At 34.5% G+C, this 23975-nt stretch carries 23 protein-coding genes; 15 read left to right on the forward strand and 8 right to left on the reverse strand.

Features of this window, described 5'->3' with window-relative positions:
- Positions 1-75 precede the first annotated feature (75 nt).
- Positions 76-414, reverse strand: coding sequence for a hypothetical protein (locus EK417_RS07165; protein WP_136521744.1), 339 nt, complete (start codon positions 412-414; stop codon positions 76-78).
- Between the two features lie 113 nt (positions 415-527).
- On the reverse strand, positions 528-1289 hold the full coding sequence (locus tag EK417_RS07170) for a T9SS type A sorting domain-containing protein (protein ID WP_136521745.1): 762 nt from the start codon (positions 1287-1289) through the stop codon (positions 528-530).
- A gap of 474 nt (positions 1290-1763) precedes the next feature.
- Between EK417_RS07170 and EK417_RS07175 the strand changes: the two genes are divergently transcribed.
- Positions 1764-2693, forward strand: coding sequence for an IS1595 family transposase (locus tag EK417_RS07175; protein ID WP_136521746.1), 930 nt, complete (start codon positions 1764-1766; stop codon positions 2691-2693).
- Between the two features lie 57 nt (positions 2694-2750).
- Here EK417_RS07175 and EK417_RS07180 read toward each other — a convergent pair whose 3' ends face one another.
- Entirely contained in the window at positions 2751-2978 is a 228-nt protein-coding gene (locus EK417_RS07180) for a hypothetical protein (protein WP_136521747.1), read from the reverse strand.
- A 155-nt stretch (positions 2979-3133) separates the two neighbouring features.
- Between EK417_RS07180 and EK417_RS07185 the strand changes: the two genes are divergently transcribed.
- From EK417_RS07185 to gldG, 14 genes are all read left to right on the forward strand, one after another.
- Positions 3134-3850, forward strand: a complete 717-nt coding sequence (locus tag EK417_RS07185) for a hypothetical protein (RefSeq protein ID WP_136521748.1) — start codon at positions 3134-3136, stop codon at positions 3848-3850.
- 4 nt (positions 3851-3854) lie between these two features.
- Positions 3855-4091 (forward strand): hypothetical protein, encoded by a 237-nt coding sequence (locus EK417_RS07190; protein ID WP_136521749.1) that lies wholly within the window; start codon positions 3855-3857, stop codon positions 4089-4091.
- 259 nt (positions 4092-4350) lie between these two features.
- Positions 4351-5346: an isoaspartyl peptidase/L-asparaginase family protein gene (locus EK417_RS07195; protein WP_076597105.1), complete on the forward strand. Its 996-nt coding sequence runs from the start codon at positions 4351-4353 to the stop codon at positions 5344-5346.
- Positions 5347-5430: 84 nt separating this feature from the next.
- Positions 5431-5985 carry a hypothetical protein gene (locus EK417_RS07200; protein WP_168801944.1) on the forward strand — a complete coding sequence of 185 codons (555 nt, stop codon included), beginning with the start codon at positions 5431-5433 and terminating at the stop codon, positions 5983-5985.
- Between the two features lie 18 nt (positions 5986-6003).
- A complete protein-coding gene (locus EK417_RS07205) occupies positions 6004-6666 on the forward strand; it encodes a copper homeostasis protein CutC (protein ID WP_136521751.1) in 663 nt (220 codons plus the stop codon).
- A 123-nt stretch (positions 6667-6789) separates the two neighbouring features.
- Complete coding sequence (locus EK417_RS07210; RefSeq protein ID WP_136521752.1) at positions 6790-9258, forward strand: beta-mannosidase; 2469 nt, start codon at positions 6790-6792, stop codon at positions 9256-9258.
- 192 nt (positions 9259-9450) lie between these two features.
- The gene (locus EK417_RS07215; protein WP_136521753.1) at positions 9451-10359 is read left to right on the forward strand and encodes an AEC family transporter; all 909 of its coding nucleotides are present in this window, start codon (positions 9451-9453) and stop codon (positions 10357-10359) included.
- A gap of 273 nt (positions 10360-10632) precedes the next feature.
- Positions 10633-13080 carry a replication restart helicase PriA gene (gene priA / locus EK417_RS07220; protein WP_136521754.1) on the forward strand — a complete coding sequence of 816 codons (2448 nt, stop codon included), beginning with the start codon at positions 10633-10635 and terminating at the stop codon, positions 13078-13080.
- A gap of 161 nt (positions 13081-13241) precedes the next feature.
- On the forward strand, positions 13242-14711 hold the full coding sequence (dacB, locus tag EK417_RS07225) for a D-alanyl-D-alanine carboxypeptidase/D-alanyl-D-alanine endopeptidase (RefSeq protein WP_076597099.1): 1470 nt from the start codon (positions 13242-13244) through the stop codon (positions 14709-14711).
- Positions 14712-14794: 83 nt separating this feature from the next.
- A complete protein-coding gene (locus tag EK417_RS07230) occupies positions 14795-16726 on the forward strand; it encodes a M1 family metallopeptidase (protein ID WP_136521755.1) in 1932 nt (643 codons plus the stop codon).
- A gap of 151 nt (positions 16727-16877) precedes the next feature.
- The gene (gene kbl, locus EK417_RS07235; protein WP_076597097.1) at positions 16878-18074 is read left to right on the forward strand and encodes a glycine C-acetyltransferase; all 1197 of its coding nucleotides are present in this window, start codon (positions 16878-16880) and stop codon (positions 18072-18074) included.
- Between the two features lie 172 nt (positions 18075-18246).
- Positions 18247-18798 carry a CopD family protein gene (locus EK417_RS07240; protein WP_136521756.1) on the forward strand — a complete coding sequence of 184 codons (552 nt, stop codon included), beginning with the start codon at positions 18247-18249 and terminating at the stop codon, positions 18796-18798.
- Between the two features lie 56 nt (positions 18799-18854).
- On the forward strand, positions 18855-19583 hold the full coding sequence (locus EK417_RS07245) for an ABC transporter permease (RefSeq protein WP_076597095.1): 729 nt from the start codon (positions 18855-18857) through the stop codon (positions 19581-19583).
- A gap of 4 nt (positions 19584-19587) precedes the next feature.
- A complete protein-coding gene (gene gldG / locus EK417_RS07250; protein ID WP_136521757.1) occupies positions 19588-21258 on the forward strand; it encodes a gliding motility-associated ABC transporter substrate-binding protein GldG in 1671 nt (556 codons plus the stop codon).
- Positions 21259-21339: 81 nt separating this feature from the next.
- Here gldG and EK417_RS07255 read toward each other — a convergent pair whose 3' ends face one another.
- The 5 genes from EK417_RS07255 to EK417_RS07275 all read right to left on the reverse strand — a co-directional run bounded on the left by EK417_RS07255 (position 21340) and on the right by EK417_RS07275 (position 23952).
- Positions 21340-21831 carry a hypothetical protein gene (locus EK417_RS07255; protein ID WP_136521758.1) on the reverse strand — a complete coding sequence of 164 codons (492 nt, stop codon included), beginning with the start codon at positions 21829-21831 and terminating at the stop codon, positions 21340-21342.
- 17 nt (positions 21832-21848) lie between these two features.
- On the reverse strand, positions 21849-22136 hold the full coding sequence (locus EK417_RS07260; RefSeq protein ID WP_136521759.1) for a hypothetical protein: 288 nt from the start codon (positions 22134-22136) through the stop codon (positions 21849-21851).
- A gap of 25 nt (positions 22137-22161) precedes the next feature.
- Entirely contained in the window at positions 22162-22530 is a 369-nt protein-coding gene (locus EK417_RS07265; protein ID WP_136521760.1) for a helix-turn-helix domain-containing protein, read from the reverse strand.
- 245 nt (positions 22531-22775) lie between these two features.
- Entirely contained in the window at positions 22776-23414 is a 639-nt protein-coding gene (locus tag EK417_RS07270; protein WP_076597092.1) for a hypothetical protein, read from the reverse strand.
- Positions 23415-23523: 109 nt separating this feature from the next.
- On the reverse strand, positions 23524-23952 hold the full coding sequence (locus tag EK417_RS07275) for a DUF4268 domain-containing protein (protein ID WP_110367337.1): 429 nt from the start codon (positions 23950-23952) through the stop codon (positions 23524-23526).
- Between the last annotated feature and the right edge of the window lie 23 nt (positions 23953-23975).

Genomic DNA, 23975 nt, shown 5'->3' on the forward strand with positions numbered 1-23975 from the left:
CCAAGCCTTAACTTTTTAACTTACACACTTTTCGGAATAGTGTCTTTTTATAGACAAGGTTGTGGACAATATGAATTACTTAAACATCTTACCTAAATTTATTCTTTCCTCTATTTTTTTACTCGGATTTATATTGGTTTCTGGATTTGAATTACTTACATAAGTATCTTCCCTATCTGTTGCAATTAAAGATAATGTAAAGTAGAAATATTTTGAAATCTCATCTTTAAAAGTGTTCATATCAAATTTTTCATCTTTGTAGGTGAAAATTATTGTATTATTACATGGATATGTAATATTCTTTCCGCCTAGTTGATTTATAAGTTTTTTAATACTTTCATTATTGGGTATACCACTTTCGACAACTCCATTAAATGTTCTTTGTTCAAAAGAAAAATGATATTTTCTTTCCATAATATTTAATATTTTTAATTTGTGCTAAAATACAAAGAAAAGAACCTCCTATATTACGGAAAACCATAATAAAAATCCCACTTTAATAGTGAGATTTTTATTAGAAATCAATTTTAATTCTTAATAAACTTAGAACTCAATTCTCCAATTTTATAAATATAAATTCCTTTAGTTAAATTCTCAACATCAATAGATATTTTATCATCATTTGAACTGAAAGTTTTATTCATCACCAACTTTCCTGATGCATCATAAATTTGAACTTTATTAGCTCCATTATCAGGATTTACAATATTCAATATTTTGTTTGTAGGAATTGGAAAAGCTGATAGTTTATTTGCCAATTGAATTTCCTTTGCTGCAAGCGATGTGGTTGGAAGATTATAAATTTCAGTTGAGCTTATATTTTCTTTATAAAGCCTTAATTTATTAGTGTTTGTTGTATTATCATGATAAATATAGAAATCAAACTCATCATCAAATCTATAATTTTCACCAAAGTCTTTAACTACTTGTCCATCCTCATTAAAGATTACAATTTTGTTTACAGACCCGTTATCATACTTATTAAAAACAACGACAATTTCTAACAAACTATCTGTATTAAAAATGTTTTTAGATAGAATGAAATTGTTGTAAGAGCTGATATTCATTGAATATCCCGCTGGAATAGTTGGTGAAAATTGTTTTTTCAATGTATGATTAGAATTATAAATCTTCACCGTTGTTAGATTTTGCCCAACAGAATAAAAATTTGTTTCAGTTGCATTTGTATAAACTTGTAGATTCTCTGAAGCATAAGTTTTTTCAAGTGTAATTTGAGCGAATGCAAAATTTGTAGCCATTATTGCTACTGATAGTAGGATTTTTTTCATGATTTAAAGTTGAATTTTAATAGTTTAAAGTCTACAAAGCTATTTTGTAGATTGATAGATTCCTTACGGATTTCCATAATACAGATAAACATAAATTGGTTTTGTTTCTTCTGAGTTCCGAAGAAGAGTTATTGTTAGATATAAAGAAAGCGTGGAACTGCTAACAAATTCTATCTAACGGGCTCTGGTAAGCCATGGACTAAAATAAGTAACAGCCCACGCCATAATAGTATAGCGTAGGTCAGTCTACTTATTATCGTCCTAAATAATTTACCAGATTCGTTAGAGACAATAAGTTTACACCTTCTAATGTGTTCGAAAATGTTCTATTAGGATTTGTGTATCCGTAATATTTAACAAATATAAAGAGTTTTTAATAAAAAATTTAGTTCTCTGTTTTTTTAGCTCAACATTAGCGTTTCAATCTTATAATTCCGCGATTTTACGGATGGTATTCTTCTAATAATAGAAGATATGAATATTTTTAATGAGCTAAAAATCAAGTCATTAAAACAATTGATTTTAACATTTTCAGATGAACAAAAATGCATAAACTTTTTAGAAAAGATTTTTTGGGATGGAAATCCAGTTTCACCCTTTGATAAAAACTCAAAAGTTTATAAATGTAAAGGGAACAAATATAAATGTAAGAACACAGGAAAATATTTTACAATAAAAAATATTGGACTTTTTAAAAACTCAAATCTAAAACTTCAAGATTGGTTTATAGCCATATGGTTATTTACAAGTCATAAAGGAGGATTATCATCTATGCAATTACAAAGAGAGCTTAATGTGACACAAAAGACGACATGGTTCATTCTTAAAAGATTAAGAGAATGTTCAAAATTTGAAAATAAACATATATTATCTGGTGAAGTAGAAATTGATGAAACATACGTTGGTGGAAAAAATAAGAATCGCCATGCAGACAAAAAAGTAAAAAATTCACAAGGACGTAGTTTCAAAGACAAAGTTCCCGTTTTAGGAATGATTCAACGCGGCGGAAAAGTTGTGGCTCATGTAGTAGAATCAGTAAGTGCTGAACAATTAGAACCCATAATTTTTAAAACAATTGATGCATTTGAAACTGTATATACAGATGAATGGAAAGCATATAATAACTTACATGAATTTTATAATCATTCAATTGTTAATCATGGTAAAAAGGAATATGTAAATGGTAATACAAGTACAAACTGTATTGAAAACTTTTGGGGAAATTTAAAACGAGGAATTATTGGTGTATATAGAGTTGTTTCAAGAAAGCATTTACAAAAATATATTTTTGAATTTGTATTTAGACATAATACGAGAAAGATGAGTCCAAGTGAAAGGTTTATGTATTTGCTTACAAATATTAAAGGTTGTAATTTGAGTTACAAGAGATTAATGATAAAATAAAAGATAGGCCCCCAAACGAAGACCTATCTCCTAAATTATATTGATTTTCAAAATAAGCTAATCAAACTGATATCCCTTTTCTAATAAGCCTTTTTTCTCATTTTCAGAAAAAATTTCTTGATTATCAATGTAAACTTTTGAATTTTTCAAAGCTAGTTCATTCGAAATATAATCATCAATTTCTTTGATTAATTCTTCAATATTATTGAAAAAACAACATTTTGCTTTGACATTATTATTTTCATCTTTTATACAAGCTATTATAAGCCTTTCATTATTTTCCATTCTTGAATATTTTAATATTTATATATAAACATTCAAAATTTTAAATTATGTAAAAATTATAGCCAATAGAAATTATATAAAATTTTAATACTAGTTAAATCATTTGTTTTTATTATATTTAAATAATGTAATTTTGTTTAATACAAAAAATTTAGATGAGATTAAATAACCATGAACTTTATGACTTTTTTGTTGAAAAAAGAATATTAGCTCTTTATCATGCTAATACTGTTGGTACATCTATTACATACCTTCAAAATGGAGGATTACTTTCAAGGGGAGCTGTTGAAAGTAAAGGTTTATTTCAAACTCCACAACCAAAATCTGATTATAAAGATAAGCAGGTGAATGTATGGAATGATGTATTTTTAGATACGGCTGATTTACATACTGCATTTAGTAGAGAAAACTATTATGGTCCAATATTATTCGAATTAGACAGGGAATTAATAAAAGATGAAAACTTTGAAATCTGGATAACAAAAAATAACCCTATGTATTGGGATGTTAATAGTACAATGGAAGAAAGATATTTTCAAAATGTAGATGAATTAAAAAAGCTTTGGCATACTATCGATAGACAAAGAAAGATGATAACAATTAGGAATAACGATTCACCAATTTTGTTTAACTATGTAAGAAAAGTGTTTGTTGATGATCCTCAACACTCTATTAAAATTGATAATGAAGATGTTATATTATTTAATTCTGCAAAAAATGAAATTATAAAAAATTTGCCCGATAATCACATATTAAAAGGCAAATTTATACCTCGTCCTGATTGTGTTAAATGGTGTAAATGTCGGAAAGATTATAAAGCTGATTATAATGTCGAAGATTTAAAAAGACTTTTTATAAACTCAAAAATATAATATTATGGAAAATTATGTTTTATGTAAATGCTGTAATACTGAAAGCATTGTAATTGAAAATAAGTTATTTTTCCCCGAAGAAAAAAAAGCTGATAATATAATCTGTCCATTGTGTAAAACAAAAATAACAACTCTATATACTGATGGATGGTTTTTTGTTCAAACTAAAGAAGATTATATTTTTGAACAAACGATTGAAGAACAAAAAAAGACTATTAAATATGTTGAAGAATTAGTTTAATTCTCTTATTAAAAAATTGAATAAATGAAGACTAATTATTTTAGTCTTCATTTATTTTTAAGTTGGTATAATACTAAATAACATCTAAAGACAATAAATAGCTTGTTATAATTAGTGTAACATTGTATGTAGGTGCCTTAATTAAAATAACCATTATAAAAATAGTAAAAAACAGCAAAGAAAAATAGTGAGAAATCGATACAATTTTCAATGGATTTTTTTAAGATATTTGCTTTGTATTAAATAATTCTTACGTACAATGAACAATAACCGAAGAAGTTTTATCAAAAAACTGGGAATTGCAACTGCAGCACTTACCATTAACCCTTTAGAGCTAATGGCCGGAGAACTGCCTGAAAATAAAAAAAACATCAATAAACCTATCGTACTTTCCACCTGGAACTTTGGGTTAAAAGCCAATGAAGAAGCATGGACTATCCTTGGAAAAGGAGGACGGGCTTTGGATGCCGTAGAAAAAGGAGTACGTCTCGTAGAATTAGATCCGAAAGAAAGAAGTGTAGGATATGGAGGCCGTCCGGACAGAGACGGAAGAGTGACGCTGGATGCCTGTATCATGGATGAAAATTATAATATCGGTTCCGTGGCATGCCTGGAACATGTTAAAAACCCGATTTCGGTTGCAAGAGCCGTAATGGAAAAAACACCCCACGTGATGCTGGTAGGTGACGGTGCATTACAATTTGCCCTTTCACAGGGGTTTAAAAAAGAAAATCTTCTTACTTCTGAATCAGAAAAAGAATGGAAAGAATGGTTAAAGACCAGCCAATACAAGCCTGTTGCTAATATTGAAAACCATGATACCATAGGAATGATTGCTTTGGATGCACAGGGAAATCTTTCGGGAGCCTGTACTACCAGTGGAATGGCTTTTAAGATGCACGGCAGAGTAGGAGATTCTCCAATTATCGGAGCAGGTCTGTTTGTTGATAACGAAGTAGGAGCAGCTACGGCAACAGGTCATGGTGAAGAGGTCATAAGAACGGTAGGAACACATCTTGTGGTAGAGCTGATGAGACAGGGCAGAAATCCTCAGGAAGCCTGTAAGGAAGCCGTGGAGAGAATTGTTAAAATTAATCAGCGAAGAAACAAAAATCTAAAAGATATTCAGGTAGGGTTTATTGCCATCAATAAACAGGGAGAATATGGTTCTTACTGTATTCAGGATGGATTCAGCTTTGCCGTGTATGATCAGAAAGGAAATCGTCTTGAGAAACCTGAATTTGCTTTGAAATAATTAAAAAATTCAGTAGGAATGGGCTTTAGCCCATTTGAACACATCAAAGATAATTATTGGCTTTAGCCAAAACATAAAATAAATATGAAAAGAACGATGATTGCTTCCTTATTTCTGATTATTGCATGTAAGGAAGAAAAAAAGGAAGTTAAAACAGATATCACACAACCACAGACAGAAGAAAAAATAGTTTTGCATAATGAATCCAATGACGCTGAAGCTGCTCAAAAATGGTTGGAAAAAAGCATCGTCGATTATTTTAAAGCAGACATCGGAAATGAAGAAAAGAATATGCAGAAGATCACCACAAAAGACTATTTCGAATATAAAACTGACGCCATAAATGTAGATATGGATGTGGATGGAAGTCTTACAGAAAAAGAATTTCAGAATAAATGGAAGTCCAGGTTTGATACTGATAAAGCTGGAGTCGGTATAGGATTTCTCATTTCCGCACAGGATTGGGATACAATAGAAATCGGCAGTTGTGATTTAAAACTCTCCTCAAAAAATGAATATATATTCAATGTAGTATTGACTGATAATAGTTTTAAAGCCAAATATCCGTCAGTAGTAAAAGTAGTAAAAGAAAACGGTTCTTTTCTGATTGCAGATGTACTGCAGGACGAACCAAAATAAAATTTAATAGATAATACAATGTCAAAAATAGAGATAGCCTGCTTTAATTCTGAATCAGCAGTAATAGCTTTTGAAAATGGGGCAGACAGAATAGAATTATGTGACGGTCTCAGCGAAGGAGGAACTACTCCGGATTTCGAAACCATGAAGAAACTCCGTGAAAAAATCAATATCCCGATTTTTGTGATGATCCGCCCAAGAGGTGGTGATTTTACGTATTCAGATTCAGAATTTGAGCAGATGAAAAATGATTTGATCCAATTAAAATCCTTACATGCAGATGGTTTTGTATTCGGTATTCTGGATGAAAATGATGAGGTTAATATAGAACAGAATAAAGCTTTGGTAAAATTGGCAGCGCCACTTCCATGTACTTTTCATCGTGCTTTTGACCGCGCTGCAAGTTTGGAAGAATCTTTGGAAAAAGTAATTGAATGTGGTTTTTCAACCATTCTTACTTCCGGCCAGAAAACAAATGTATCTGAAGGAAAAGAAAACCTTAAGAAACTGGTTGCACTCTCCGGTGGAAGAATAGAAATCCTTGTTGGAGGCGGACTTCGCGCGTCCAATATTGAAGAAATAAGAGCCGTTACAAATGCTGCTTACTTCCATTCTTCAGCTATTACGGATGGTGGAGCTTTCGCTAATGCAGATGAAGTGGCTGCTCTGAAGGGCAGGTAGTATGATATGTACTTAGTTTGTCATTCCAGGCGCAGCGGGAATCTAAACCAATAAAATAGAGATTCCTTCGTGCCTCGGAATGGCAAAATCACTGGTATTGTAACAATACAAACAAATTTATTGATGAATAGAACGATCCTTTTTGCTTTCATTTTCACACAGAATCTCCTTTTTGCACAGTTTTCACAAAGAAGCTTGTCTTCAGAGAACTGGCAGTTTAAAAATTCAAAAGATCAAAAATGGCTTCCTGCGAAAGTACCTGGAACTGTTCATCTGGATTTATTGGATAATAAGATCATTCCTGATCCTTTTAAGGATGAAAATGAAAAGAAAGTACAGTGGATTGAAAATGAAGACTGGGATTATCAGGCAGCATTTACAGTCTCTTCCCAGGAATTAAAGAACGATAATATTGATCTTGTTTTTAACGGATTAGATACATTTTTCGAAATCTATCTTAATGGTCAGCTGCTGAAGAAAACAGACAATATGTTCAGAAAATGGACAATTTCTGTAAAGCCATATTTGAAATCGGGTAATAATACATTGCAGATTAAATTTAAATCTGCCGTGAATACCGGAAAGGAATTAGCAAAAAAAGTTCCGTTTACAATGCCGGAATCACCCAGAAGCTTTGTAAGAAAAGCACAATACCAGTTCGGATGGGATTGGGGACCAAGACTGGTTACTGCAGGAATATGGAAAGACATTCAGCTCGAATTTTGGAATAATGCTAAAATTATTACCGTCAAAGATATTCAGAAGAGAGTTTCTGACACTTCTAATGATTTGCGCTTTGACATAGAAATTTATGCTCAAAATGCCGGAGATTATACCTTGGATCTTAATACAACTCACCAAAAAATATCTTTAAAAAAAGGAAACAATACAATATCAGTTCCTTATGAAACAAGCGGGATGAAGCTCTGGCAGCCAAACGGACGTGGTGAAGCTCATCTCTGTGATTTTGAAGTAAAGCTGTCAAAAGATCAGAAAAATATTGATGCTAAAAATATCAGGATAGGATTAAGAACAGTTGAATTAGTGCAGGAAAAAGACGAAAAAGGAAAATCTTTCTATTTTAAAGTGAATGGCCAGCCGTTATATATCAAAGGAACGAACTGGATTCCGGGAGACAGCTTTTCTCCGAGAATGACCAAAGAAAAATATCAGAAACTGATCAAAGACACCAAAGATGCCAATATGAATATGATCCGTATCTGGGGCGGAGGTATTTATGAAGATGATGAATTTTACAAAGCCTGCGATGAAAACGGTATTTTAGTCTGGCAGGATTTCATGTTTGCAGGAAGCTTTTATCCGGCAGATGAAGCCTTTTTAAACAACGTAAAAGAAGAAGTAAAAGATCAGGTCAACAGGCTGCAGAATCATCCATCCATTGCTTTGTGGTGCGGGAATAATGAAATTGATGAAGCCATTGTCAACTGGGGATATCAGAAACAGTTCAACTATTCAAAAAATGATTCATTACAGGTCTGGAAAGATTATAAAAAACTCTTCCATGAGGTAATTCCCAATGCATTGGCTGAAAACCTGAAGTCTGATAAAAATATATACTGGCCAAGCTCTCCCTCCATTGGCTGGGGACATAAAGAAAGCCTTACAGAAGGAGATTCCCATTATTGGGGCGTTTGGTGGGGCGAACAGCCATTCGAAATTTACAACGAAAAAGTAGGCCGTTTCATGTCTGAATACGGTTTTCAGGGCACGCCAAGCCTTGAAACCACAAAATCAATGTTTTCCGGAATTCCGGATTTAAACCTTCAGAATCCAACCATAAAAGCCCATGAAAAGCACACCCGTGGCTGGGATATTATTAATGAATACCTGAAGCGTGATTACAAAATTCCAACGGACTTTGTACAATACAACTATGTTTCACAGCTCTTGCAGGCAAGAGGAATGCAGATCGCTATTGAAGCCCATCGCCGTGCAAAACCTTATAATATGGGAACGCTGTATTGGCAGCTTAACGATTGCTGGCCGGTGGTTTCATGGTCTTCTATTGATTACCTTGGAAACTGGAAAGCCTTCCATTATCAGGCGAAAAGAAGCTTTGAGCCTGTGTTGGTGTCCATTGCTGAAACAGAAAAAAGCTATGACATTTATCTGATCAGTGATCTTGTGAAAGAACTTAATTCAGATATCAAATTTGAACTCATTGATTTTAAAGGAAAAACACTTTGGAAAAGCAATCATTCAGATAATATAAAAGCTGATGTAAGTAAGAAAATACGAAGTATCAGTAAATCAGAACTGGGTCAGTTTGATTTGTCTAAAGCTGTTTTAAAGATCAGTTCTGAAAAAGATACAACATTTGAAAAGCTGTTCTTTTTTAATAAACCAAAAGATCTGAAACTTTTAAAACCTGAGATTAAAATCAGAAAAATATCACCAACAGAAATTGAAATTTCAACAGATATGCTGGCTAAGGACATTTATTTGATTGGTGATACCCATTTCAGCGATAATTTTTTTGATCTCTTACCCGGAACTCCCAAAAGAATAATTCTCTCAAAGCCTTTGGAAAATATAGAGGTGATGAGTCTTTGGGAGGTGATAAAGAAGTAAAATATATTCTGAAAAAATTATTTCAAGCAGTTATAAATTTTCGGCAGGTAGATCTCCAAACCTTATAGGTTTTCAAAACCTATAAGGTTTAGTACTGAAAGGTTTCATTAGAAATTCTACCGAAAAAAATATAAATTATACCCTTCCAACTCAAAAATCAGCCGTAAATTTGACCCATATTTTATTACAGTTATGGTAAATTTTGTTCTGATTGCAGTGTGTATCATTGCAGGAATGGTATTCAAAGCAACAAAATCTATCCACCCCGATGCCCATAAAGGTATCAATACCTGGATTCTTTATCTTGCTCTTCCGGCAGTTTCGTTTAAATATCTGCCTAAAGTAAAATGGACAACAGAGATGCTGTTCCCCATTGCAGCAACATTTTTAATTTCTGTGTTCTGCTTTTTCTTTATGATGTTTTACAGTAAGAGCAGGGGATATTCAAGGCGGTCCAGAAGTACTTTGGAATTGGCAAGCGGATACAGTAATACTTCATTCATAGGATTTCCCTTAATCAGTGCCTTTTATGGTGAAGGGCTTCTGAGTATTGCGATTATCTGTGACCAGACGATGTTCTTTGCCCTTTCAACCCTCGGAATTATTGCTGCAGTAAAAGGAGGAAGTAAATCCGGAAAAATAAGTGCAATATTCATTGTAAAAAGGTTGGTTACGTTTCCTCCATTAATTGGATGTATTTCCGCTTTGGTGTTGTCGCAGTTTATTGACTTTACTGTTGCAGAGCCTTTCTTTGATAAACTAGCTGCTACGGTAAGCCCGTTAGCCTTATTTTCGGTTGGATTACAGTTGAAATTCAACGGATGGAAAAAACTGATTCCCCAGATGTCGATGTCGATGCTTTATAAATTGATTCTGGCACCTGCAATTGTTTTGGGAATGGCTTTATTATTGGGAATAAAAGGAAATGTGGCAAAAATTACAGTATTTGAAGCAGCAATGCCTACACTCGTTACCTCAAGTATCATCGCAGAACAGTTCAGGCTGAACACAAAATTAACCAACCTTATCATCGGAGTCAGTATTATTGTAGGATTTATTACCTCTGCATTCTGGTATGAGATTACAGAACTTCTTTTTTAGTCATTCATGAATCCTTTCTTCGATCCTTTCTGAATTTGTTTGTTCTTTTATCCGCACACTTTGTCATTCCGTAGGAATCCAATATGTGGTGTTTGATAATATAGTTTTTTTGATAATAAGGTTTTGCAAACTGAAATGTTGAGATTCCTACGGAATGACATAATGAAAACGGAGAATGTAGCGTTTAAATGTCTGTTAAAGGAGTACAAAAGAATCTCCACAAAGTTGCAGTTCTCTCAGGAAAAATTTAATTTTACACTTTAAATATTTCCCTTGCAATACGCTCAAATTGTTTTACCCCTGAATTTAAAAGGATCTTTCACGTATAAAGTTCCCGAAGAAATGATATCTGAAATCCAGCCCGGAATGCGTGTTCTGGTGCCGTTTGGCGGAAAGAAAATCTATACAGGAATCGTTTTTGAGCTTCATGATAATATACCAGAAAACTTTGTCGCCAAGGAAATTATCAGCATGCTGGATGATCAACCGATTCTTCCTCAGGGACAAATTGATTTCTGGAACTGGCTTTCGGAGTATTATCTGTGCAGTCTGGGGGAAATTTACAGGTTTGCATTTCCTTCTTCTTTGAAATTGGAAAGTGAGACCTATTTAAAATTAAAACCAGGAGCTATCATAGATTTTGAAAACCTGGATGTTAATGAAATGTATCTTATTCAGGCTCTGGAAGTACGGCAGCTGATTAATCTGACAGATATAGAAGCGTTTATTCCTAAAAAAGATATCATAAAAACCATCAATTCTCTTATTGATCTTCAGTACATTGAAATTGATGAGAAAATTGCTGAAAAGTATAAAGCGAAGGAAGTTGCTTATGTAAGAATCAATGATGAGGTTTTGGCCAATCAGAATCTTACAGACATTCTTTTAAAGCTTAACAGGGCAAAGAAACAGAAAGATCTTTTCCTTCTTATTCTGGAAAAACAGACGGAAAATCCTGAAGGTCATATTAAAAAATCTGAACTGTTCGAGGATGGTTATTTTGGATGCTCCCACTTCAAACCTTTGGCAGACAAAGGTCTTGTGGAGGAATACTTTATGCAGAAAGACAGGATTGAAAGTTATGAAGGAGAAATCGAGGAGCTTGAAGAGCTTTCCGAACAGCAGAAAACAGCAAAAGCTGAAATTGATGAGGCTTTTGAAGAAGGGAAGAATGTCCTGCTTCATGGCGTTACTTCATCAGGGAAAACCCATATCTATTTAGAGAAAATTGATGAATGCGTCCGCGACGGAAAGAATGTTTTGTTTTTGCTTCCGGAAATTTCGCTTACCAAACAGATCACCCAAAGATTAGAGAAAAAATATGGCAGACAGCTTGGTTTTTATCATCAAAAACTGACTGATTTTGAAAGAGTGGAAGTATGGAGAAGAATTAAACAGAACGACATCCGTATTCTGATCGGAACCCGTAATGCATTATTTTTACCTTACCAGAATCTCGGGCTTATTATAGTAGATGAGGAACACGATTCTGCGTACAGACCAAGGGAAGTTTCACCCTATTTTAATGCTAAAGACGCTTCTCTGGTTTTAGGCAGGCTGTATAAGGCAGGAGTTATTCTGGGATCAGCAACGCCTTCTGTCGAAAGCTACTACAGTGCCAGAAAAGATAAAATGAAATACATCTTTCTGAATGAAAGATTCGGGAATGTTAATTTACCGGAATACGAACTGATCAATTTCAAGGAAGCTCAGGAATCTAAAAAGGTGTCCGGAAATTTCTCTCTGAAACTTATTGAGGAGATAAAGAAAACGGTGGATGAAAAGAATCAGGCAATCGTTTTACACAATCGTCGTGGCTATTCCAATGTCATAGAATGTGAAAGCTGCGGCTATGTGAACTACTGTTCTAATTGTGATGTGGTAATGACGTATCACAAAGCGGCAAATGAAATGAAATGCCACTATTGCGGACAAAGAGCTTCAAAACCGAAAACCTGCCCGAAATGCAGTTCTGAAAACCTGAACGAAAGAGGAGTTGGAGTAGAGCAGATTCACGAAGAAGTTTCCAGACTGTTTCCTGAAAATGAAGTAGACAGAATGGATGTCGATTCCATGCGTAAGAAATTTGCCTACGAAAAATTGTACGAGAAGATTGAAGACCGGGAAACAGACATTATTGTAGGAACACAGATGATTTCAAAGGGATTGGATTTTGATCATATTGAGCTGGTTACGATTCCAAAAGCGGATTCCTTATTATATGTACAGGATTTCAGAGCGGAAGAAAGAGCGTATCAACTGATCACGCAGGTTTCTGGAAGAGCCGGAAGGGTTTCCGGAAAAGGTAAGATTCTTATTCAGACCTTTAATCCTGATCATTCTGTATTTCAGCTGATCAAGATGAACAATCCTGCCAAGATCTATAAATATATTCTTACAGAACGTCAGAAATTCCATTATCCGCCTTTCACCAAGCTGATAATGATTGAATTGAAACACAGAAGAGAGGATAAAGCAGACCGGGCATCACAGTTTCTGGGTTCTATCCTCAGAAAATATCTTCCTGAAGAATGTGTTTTAGGTCCGGAAAGAGCACCGATTGCAAAACTGAATAACTTCTATCAGTTCCAGATTATGCTGAAGCTTCCCCGTGGGAAAAACTATGAAAAATTCAAAAGCATGGTTTTGATAAGTTTGAAAGAATTTGATGAAATCACTGCATATCAAAGCATTAAAAAAGATGTTTTTGTTGATTTTTAACAATTTTTAACAAACTTTACACTCTTTTATAATGGAGCTGTGGTCCTTTATATAACAATAATTTCTACTTTTGGACGTTGATTAAGTGTTTGGCTCTTTTAATGAATGATTTAACCTTTCGTTTTTTACAGAGTCAAAACTATAGAACAAAAAGAAGATAGATGGTAAATTTCAGAAAATATATTTCAAGTGCGGCGGTGTTGGCTTCTGGTCTTTTCCTGGCTCAATCTACCGTTTCTACCGTTCTTTATTCTCAGAATTATGACAATCAGAAAAGCAGTTTAAACCTGCCTTCACCCGTTACTACAATGGTGGAGAAGACTGTTTTGTCAGCAAAAGAATTGGTAGACATTAATGTAAACACAATGATGGCGGATCCTGTGCTGAAAAATGCAACCTGGGGATTCGTAGTGTACGACCCGAAAACGAAGAAGATCATCTCTTCGTACAACGAAAATACTCCCTTAGTTCCTGCTTCTACAACCAAATTACTGACAACGGAAACCGCATTAAATATGCTGGGTGAAAACTACCGCTGGATGACTCAGCTGGAGTATTCAGGAACGATAGATGAAAACGGAGTTTTGAATGGAAATCTTTATGTGATAGGAAGCGGAGACCCTTCTTTGGGAACAAACAAAGCAGGTGCAGCATCTTATAGAGATATTATTTCAGATTTCGTAGGCGGCGTTTCAAGAGAGGGAATCAAAAAGGTAAATGGTGATATTATCATTCAGACAGCGCTTTTCAAAGGCAATATTTCAATGCTTCCGGAAAATGTTGTATGGTTGGAAAACAATAACTATTATTTACCGGCAGGAAGTACCCGAGATATCAACCCGGCGAACGAAAAACTGATTGTCAAAAAAGGAGGTTTCTCCACAGAAAAGAAGTTTTTCTATGTTTCCCCTTACAATCATCAGATGGTATATGCTGATAAATACGAAGGAAACGGAGCTTTAACAACCAAAATTCCTGATGCACCGGCTTACCTTGCCAACTCTTTCAGAACAACATTAGTAAAAAGCGGAATCCCTGTTACCGGGAAAGTTACTCCCAAAATGACAGATGCATCACCGGAAAACAGAAAAATGCTTTCAGCGTATAAATCACCAACTTTAAACGATATTATTTATTATACCAATCAGCACAGTGATAATTCATTGGCAGAAGCTTTGCTGAGAACAGTAGGATATCAGAAAATGGGTGACCAGACTTCAGAATCCGGAAGAATAGTAGTGACTAATCACCTTAAAGATGCTGGTTTTGATATGACCGGACTCAACTATATTGATGGGAGCGGACTTTCAAGAAGTAATAATGTAACTCCTATTTCTCAGGTGAAGTTTCTTACTTCTCTGATGGATCAGAAATACTACAGATCTTATCTGACCTCTTTACCCATCGGAGGACAATCCGGAACACTCAAAAGAATGTTTAATGTAGGAGGGAACGGACAGGTTTTTGCTAAAACAGGAACTTTGAACAAAGTGAAAACATTAGCCGGTTATCTGAAAACCAATTCAGGAAAGACACTGGTTTTTTCTTTGATGGTAAATAACTATTCCGGATCAGTAGATATGGTGAAGAAAAGAATGGAAAAAATTCTTGAACCTGCACTGGATCTTTAAAAAAATTTTATTTTATATATTATAACAGCCTTTTAATCATGAATTAAAAGGTTTTTTTTATATTTGATTAAATTTTTCAAAACATGACAAAGTTGTACCTTTTGGTGTTGGGATTTTTATTTTCTCAACAATTTTATGCCCAGAAGCAAAGGCAAAATACGGATATGAAAGGATTAATCGAGAAAGAGAAAAAATCCTTCACCCAAAAGATGAATATCGGGAATATCAATCCCAATACCCTGAATTACGACTTGCAGTATCAGAGAATGGACGTGAGTCTGGATCCTGCGGTATATAATATCTCCGGATCAGTGACTTCTCACTTTAAGCCTAACCAAAATATAGGAAGCATTTATTTTGATCTTTCCAATTCATTAACGGTTTCCCAGGTGAAATATCATGGAACCAACATTACAAGCTTTCAGCAGCTTCCTTCAAAAGAACTGAAGATTGATTTTCCTGCTTCTATTCCTGCCAATACATTAGACTCTCTTACTATTTACTATGCAGGAGCACCATCCACCAGTAATGATGCTTTCAGAACTGCCCTCCAGAGCGGAACTCCGGTACTCTCCACTTTGAATGAGCCTTATGGTGCTCAGGATTGGTTTCCTACCAAGCAAAGTTTAAATGATAAAATTGAAAGATTTGATTTTAAGATTACAACTCCCTCCAATTACAGCGTGGCAGCCAATGGAAAACTGATGTCTGAAACCTTTCCTACAGGAAACACTAAACTTACTTTCTGGAGAACAATGTATCCTACACCGGCTTACCTCATTGCGCTCTCCATTACCAACTTTGTTAAGCTTACTGATACCATCGGAAATCCTCCTTTTCCTTTTGTGAACTATATCTATCCTTCCACAAATTCAAATGCCACCAGCATAGCCAATATTAACTGGACCAAGCAGGTGATGAATACTTTTGAAACTTATTTTGGCTCTTATCCTTTCCGTAATGAAAAATACGGACATATGGAATTTATGTTTGGTGGCGGAATGGAACATCAAACCATGTCTTCTATGGGAGGTTGGGGCAGACAGCTTATCGCCCATGAACTTGCTCATCAGTGGTTTGGGGATAAAGTAACCTGTGGTGCATGGAATGATATCTGGCTGAATGAAGGTTTTGCAACTTTTGGAGAACATCTTGCCAATGAAAAACTATTGATGACCAATACAGAATTTTTGAATTACTTACAAGGTCAGTCCAATTATATTACCGCAAGTACAACAGGAAGTGTATATGTTCCGGATTCCGGACTTTCCAGCATCAATAGAATATTTGACAGCAGATTGTCTTACGCCAAAGGAGGATATGTACTGAGAATGCTGAAATGGATCTTAGGCGATGCCGTATTTTACCAGGCGCTTAAAGATTATCATGCAAGACCGAACCTGGCGTACAGCTACGCACGTACAGCTGATTTTAATGCGTCTTTGCTTCAGTCTACCGGGACGGATTTTACAGAATTTTTCAATGACTGGGTTTATGGAGAAGGATATCCTACCTACACCATCAAGTGGATGCAGGGTGGAAATCAGGCTTTATTTAAAGTTTCTCAGACACAAAGCAGTGCTACCGTTGGCTTTTTTGAAATGCCTTTACCTATTAAAGTGACGGGAACTTCAGGGCAGACAGCTTACTTTGTCCTTAATAATACATCCAATAACCAAAGCTTTTTACAGTCGGTAACATTCCCGATCGCAAGTGTTCAGTTTAATTATGAATACCAGATTATTGAGAAAAACTCTACAGTTGTTCAGGATAATACCTTAAGTATTTCTTCTGTGGAGAAAGAAGATTTTGGTTTGTATCCGAACCCTGCAAAAAACGAAATTAATCTGAAAGGAATTAACAGAGCTATAGATTTTACAATTCATGCTATAGACGGAAAGCTGGTTGGAAAAGGAACGTATCAGCCAGGTAAAGCGATTGGAATTGCAGAATTGATTCCTGGAGCTTATTTCATTACAATTGATGAAAAGAATATTAAATTTATCAAACATTAAAATTTTAAATAAATATAGATATTGTCCTACTGTATTTATAGACTAATAGTGTTGAAAAGTGAAACCTTATCAATTTTTTAGATTTAAACTTATAAAAGGTTTTATTTTACTGCCTTTTTAGTAAATTAGCACATCTAAAAAATTACTAAAAATGATCTCTGAAAAATACCTTCAACATTTACAGAACGAACTTCAGAATATTGAGAATGACGGACTTTACAAAAGAGAACGAATCATCACTTCCCAACAGAGCGCAGAAATAGAAGCTAATGGAAAAAAGCTATTGAACTTCTGTGCCAATAATTATCTGGGATTATCCAACCATCCGGAAGTAATGAAAGCGTCTCAGGAGATGATTCAGTCTCATGGTTATGGAATGTCTTCTGTTCGTTTCATTTGTGGAACACAGGATATTCACAAAGAATTGGAGAAGAAAATCGCTGATTTCTTAGGTCTTGAAGATACTATTCTCTATGCTGCTGCATTTGATGCGAATGGTGGAGTTTTTGAACCCCTTTTTACAGAAGAAGATGCTATTATTTCAGATGAACTGAACCACGCATCAATCATTGATGGTGTTCGTCTTTGTAAAGCAGCCAGATACAGATATAAAAACAATAATATGGAGGATCTGGAAGCGCAGCTGATTGCAGCTTCTGAAAAGAATCACCGTTTTAAAATTATTGTTACAGACGGAGTGTTTTCTATGGACGGTATTGTTGCAGATCTGAAAGGAGTTTGTGATCTTGCCGATAAATATGATGCTTTGGTGATGGTAGATGATTCTCACGCAACAGGATTCATCGGAAAAACAGGCCGTGGAACTCATGAAGCTAATGAAGTGATGGGTAGAGTAGATATCATCACTTCTACCTTAGGAAAAGCTTTAGGAGGAGCTTTAGGAGGATTTACTTCCGGTAAAAAAGAAATCATTGATATGCTGAGACAGCGTTCAAGACCTTATCTGTTCTCCAACTCTTTAGCGCCTGGTATCGTAGGAGCTGCATTAAGAGTACTGGATATGATTTCAGATGATACTTCACTTCGTGATCAAGTAATGGAAAATGCAGAATACTTCAGAACGGAAATGAAAGCGAAAGGATTCGATATTCCTGAAGGTGATGCTGCTATTGTTCCGGTAATGCTTTACGATGCACCGCTTTCTCAGAAAATGGCCGAAAAGCTAATGGATGAAGGAATCTACGTAATCGGATTCTTCTATCCTGTAGTACCGAAAGGAAAAGCAAGAATCAGAGTACAGTTATCTGCTGCCCATACCAGAGAGCATCTTGATAAAGCGATTGCAGCTTTTGAAAAGGTTGGAAAAGAATTAGGAGTGATCTCTTAATTATTGAATTGATTACAACAATGAAAATATAATGTTCGGCTCGGGCAGCTTCGCTGCCCCGAGCCGAACTATTTTTTATATAAATCTGTTTTTGATTGGGTTTTCCTGATCAAAAGAAATTTATTTTTAACAATTATATAATAAGCTTATCTTTGCTTTTAATTTTTTCTGAATGCTTTATACAATAATCAAAGCGCTGCACATTATTTTTATGGTAAGCTACTTTGCGGGAATTTTTTATCTCGTAAGGATTTTCGTTTACTATAAAGATACCGATGAATTTCCGGAAGAAAAAAAGAAAATTCTGAGAGAGCAGTATACTTTTATGGCCAGAAGGCTTTGGAACATTATCACAGTTCCTGCGGGAGTCATTATGACAGTTTGCGGACTGGTGATGATCTTTTTAAATCCGGGATTAATGAAGATGGGATGGTTTCATTTAAAACTGACATTCCTTATCGGACTTGCCCTTTACCATTACTGGTGCTGGAAAAAAGTGCTTCACTTAAAAGTTCTGAATGGAAGTACACTGCCCATTGCCAATATAAAACTGAGACAGGCTAATGAAATTGCAACATTCATTCTGTTTCTGGTCGTATTTACCGTTATTTTAAAATCGATGGTAATTGAATACTGGTGGCAATTAATCGCAGGATTTTTCGTTCTTGTATTTCTGATTATGATGACAGTGAAACTGGTTAATAAAAATAAAAAAAACAAATAATTGTGGAGTAGATGTATTTCAAATACATTCATCCTTTCTACATTTTATAAAAAACTATGATTGCAATTTTAAAGAAAGAACTTTGGAGTTACTTTGGAAACTGGAGCGCATGGGTGATCATTGCCGCCTTTAGTTTGATAGCGACTCTTTTCCTGTTCTTTTTCGACAACGATTCTAATATTTTTGAGATCGGAATGGCCTCACTGCAGAGCTATTTCGTATTGGTTCCATGGCTGTTGATGTTTATCATTCCGGCACTTTCCATGAAAACTTTTGCGGAAGAACAGCAAACCGGAACATTAAACTGGCTTTTCTCACAGCCGTTGAAAGTTTCAGAACTGGTGACAGGTAAGTTCCTTTCCGTATGGATTGTTGGGATTTTATGCCTTATTCCTTCCCTGATTTACCTTTATACGGTATATGTTTTGGGAGTTCCTGCAGGAAATATTGACCTTGGAATGACCTTTGGAAGCTATATTGGACTGATTATCTTAATCGCAGCATTTTCAGCAGTGGGAATTCTGGCTTCTTCACTATCTCAGAATCAGATTATGGCTTATCTGCTGGGTGTTTTCATGTGCTTTATCATGTATTTTGGAATCGAACAGCTGGCAAGTTATAAGTTATTGGGAGGTGCGGATTTTATCCTTCAGAATATTGGCTTCTATCAGCATTTCTTAGGCTTTACAAGAGGGCTTATTGATTTTAAAGATGTAGCTTATTTTGTACTTGTTATCGGTGCTTCATTAGTATTGTCTAATCATTTTATTAACAAAAAGAAGTAGAATCATGAAGAAGTTCAATGCTAAATCTCCATTAGGAATTTTCTTAATTGCAATTATTCCTTTGGTTATTATCCTGACCTATTCGGGAATCAGATTAGACTTAACAAAAGAAAAGAGGTATACCCTTTCTGATAACACCATCAAAGTACTGGAGTCCGTTAAAAAACCTCTGACTGTGGATGTGTATCTGGAAGGAGATTTTCCGGCTAGTTTCAAACAGCTTCAGAGTGAAACGAAATTTATGCTGGAAGAATTCAGAAAAATTAATCCGAAGATTGATTTTAAATTTATAGATCCCATTAAAACAAAAATGTCTCAGGACACCCTGATGGCCATGGGAATGCAGCCGTCTATTCTCCCTGACGTAAAAGACGGAAAGATCTCACAGATCACTCTTTTCCCTTATGCGGTGATTAAACATGGAAATGACGGAGTTTCCATCCCGTTGGTGGTTCAGCAGGCAGGAATTGATGCCGATCAGCAGTTGACGAGATCCATTGAAGGATTGGAATACAACCTTATCTCCAATATCAAAAATATTGCAGCTGCTAAGAGAAAGAAAATCGGGATTCTGGTCAACCATGATGAGCTGAACCCGGATGAATTCCAGGGATTTGTACAGCTGGCCATGGAAAACTATGATGCAGGACCTATTATTCCTAAAAATCAGACAGAGCTTTCATTAGAAGATGTTCCGTTATTAAAGCAGATGAGTGCTTTGGTGATTGCAAAACCGAGAAAAGCTTTTACCGATAATGAAAAAGTAATTCTTGACCAGTACATCATGAACGGAGGAAAAACTCTGTGGATGATTGATGCAGTAAATGCTGAAATGGATACCTTAACAAGATCTAAAAAAGTAATGCCTTTCCCGGTTGATATCAATATGACCGACTTCTTTTTCAATTACGGATTGAGAATCAATCCTGCTTTGGTAAAAGATGTTAAAAAGTTTGCCCTTTTAAGACTGGTTACAGGAGAAGTGAGTGGAAATCCTCAGTACACAAGCTTACCCTGGCCTTATTATCCGCTTGGAATTGCTGAAAATAATAATCCGGTTACCAAAAATATCAACCCTGTAAAATTTGAATTTCCGACTTCCATCGATACATTAGGAGGAAGAAAGAATATCAAAACAAAAGTTCTTTTCGAATCCAGTGAAAGAACATTACTGAAACAGGTTCCGAACTATGTGGATCTGAAAGAAATTGCAAGTGTAGACAGCCTTGGACAAATGGAAAAGCCAAGTACACCGAAGATTTTCGCTGTAGCATTGGAAGGTAAGTTTAATTCTGCCTATGCATCCAGAATTGAAAGAAAATCTTACCCTGGGTTCAAAACATCCAGCCCGGAGAATAAAATGATCGTTATTGCAGACGGAGATGTAGGAAGAAACAAAGTGATCAAAGGAAAACCGCTTCCATTAGGTGTAGATTTGTTGACAAATGAACAGTTTGGAAACGAACAGTTCCTTAGAAATGCTTTGGATTATCTGTTAGACGACAGCAATCTGATGGAACTGAGAAACAGAAACATCGAAGAAAGATTGCTTGACAGACAAAGAATTACTGAAGAGAAATCGACCTGGCAATGGATCAATTTACTGCTTCCACTGGCTATTATCGGTCTTACCGGAGGGCTGTTCTTCTGGCTAAGGAAAAAGAAATTTGGATAAAATATAAAAAATTCCGGTAGAACATCTTCCGGAATTTTTGTTGATAAAAATATCAGATTTTAATATGTTACTAGATATTTTCTATTTTTTGTAAATTGGATAAATAGTAGCCAGTGTCATTACAATTGTCAAGAATGTAATTACGTATGTTAATATTACTACTTGTTTATTAAAACTATATTGTTTATTAACCAAACTATCTAAAGCTCTTTTTTCGTCAATTTCTTGAACAGAAAAAATTAGTTTAAATAATTGTTCAGAAATACTTTCAAATTTTACCCTTTCTCTATATAAATTGTATGAATAATCATTTACTGTAATGTTTTCATACTTATCATATGGATTGACGTTTTTTTCAAATTTTTCCTCATGCTGAATTAAAAAATATGTTATAGTTTTATTTTCAGCAGATGAATGTAAAAATGCAGACTTTATTAAAAATGAAGAATATATTTGTGCACTATAGCTTTCTAAATATGGCTTCTTTTCTGTAATTGACTTTAGAGTTTTATATGAAGAATCCATTACTTTCTCTAAAATATCCAACTGAAACTTATCTACTTTTTCTTTCAAAAGTATATACGATTTTATTAGTTTTTTAATTGATCATAATCTGAGAATGTTGCCAAACTGTTTTCAGGATCTGAAAAATATAAACCTTCTTCTAGTTCTTGTAGGTTTTTTTTAAATTCAATATTTTTAGCTTTAATATTTAAGCTATCATTTTGATTTATGCCTCTATATATTGAATCTAGATTAATTAAACCGTCTAAATAATAAAATGATTCGCGAACACCTTCTGTTATTTGTTTAATATCAGTTGGAATAGTTAAAACTATACTGTTCTCTATTTCAAAAATGTGGTCTTCATCTTCCATTAGAAAATAAATTTATTATAAAGCTTTATCTAGACTTCAGTTTTTTATTCTCTTCCTTCAAAGCTCCCACCTGCTCTTCCAAAACTTTAATATAGCTCTGCAAATTTTCTACAATGGAATCCGGAATACTGTGGAAGTTGTTGAAATAGCTTCCTGCATTATCGTTAAAAGTAGTATTGTCATGATTATTATGGACAATAGCTGTTTTTCTTTCTTCTTTGATATCTTCTACAGGAACATCAAGCGCTTTAGCAAGCTTTTCCCATTCATCATCATATATTCGTACTTCATCATTCTCTTTTCGGGAATAATTGGAGACATCTGTGGATATTATTTTAGACATATATTCTTGTGTGTAGCCTCTTTGCTTTCTTAGATTCTTTAGCTTTTCCATAACGACTTTTATATTTGTGTCTTTGTACAAATATAATAAAATGGAACAAGGTTTTAAACCTATTTTGGAAATGATTCTGATCACTGGTTTTGTTACAGAAAAGAGAAAGACTGTTTCCAGCACCGGAAACAGTCTTTATTATTTTTTTTGATCTTTATTCAGAACTCAATTATTGCCATTTGCAAAAATTAAGCTCTTCCCTTTCATAATTTTGATATGAGTGTTGTATAAAACATGTAAATAAATTACTGCTGGTAAGCTTCCTTCGGGAGTAAGGCCGCAGTTTTGTAATAACTGATGTCAGTGGAAATCTGTGCCTGAAGATCCTGGAAAGTATCATAATCATAATGAATCCAGTTTTCTTCATGATCAGGATCAGGGGTTTTGTCTACCGCCAGTTCCAGTTTTCCGTCTTCCTGATAGCTGCATTCTATAGCGGCATATTTTTCTCCGTTTTCGTCGTTGGTATACCAGCATTTTATGGTTCTTTCAAGCTGTGGCTGATGGGTTTCGTTATCAATTACCTGTGAACAGATGAAGTTTTCAGGATCGTCTGTTTTGAAAACGGTTTTAGAAATGAGGGGCAGATCATCTACAGATAAAGAATATAATTTATTGGTAGAAATAATAAAGCCATCGGCAGTTTCTTTTTTTTCGATATCAAAAAAGTCAGATTTTTCTTTAAGATAATCCACTACCTTTGCCTCGTCTTCCCGGTCACTTAGAAAATAATTGATGTTGTAAACACTGTCTTCGTTGATAAATTCAATTTCTTTCAGGAAATCAGAACCTTCCTCATAATAATACAGATGATATTCGCTCAGCTTCACAGCTTTACTTTTGGAAATAATCTCTCCAAAAATGTTTTTGTACACTTTTCTCATTTTTAATCATGTTAGTTTATTTCATCTATTAGCTTAAGTGGTGTGGCAAAGATAAGTTTTCTTTTTATCTTAACTTGAAGTATGAAGTAGTATTTATTTCGTAAGTATTCTATATGTCCTTTATAAAATCCTCGTATTCGTAATAAAACCTTTCGAAACCGTCCATTTTGTCCACAAAAAATTCAAAAATTTCTTGCCATGTATTTTTATTAAAAATGGAGATATTATGTTTTTCAACCCATATTCTGCTGATTATCTTGCCGTTTTCAAGAGTAAAATATTCTTCTTTTTGAAAATCTCCGATAAAATCTTTTAAAATATCTTCCAGAGACCAGATCTTTTCGTAGTAGGCATTTCGGAAGATTTCATCTTTCATTTCGATATCCAGAGAAACTTCTGCTTTTTTTTTGTCGGCAGAAAATTTAAATGCCATGTCCTTGATTTTGGTATCGTAAAGAATCCATTTCCTCGGAAATGATCTTCCAAAAGCTGTCCAAAATTCCTTTTTTAGTTGCTGTGCTTCTTGTTTGCTGAACATATCGCAAACATAATGATTTAATA

The sequence above is a fragment of the Chryseobacterium candidae genome (genome assembly GCF_004916905.1).
In the GTDB taxonomy this organism is placed as follows: Bacteria; Bacteroidota; Bacteroidia; order Flavobacteriales; family Weeksellaceae; genus Chryseobacterium; species Chryseobacterium candidae.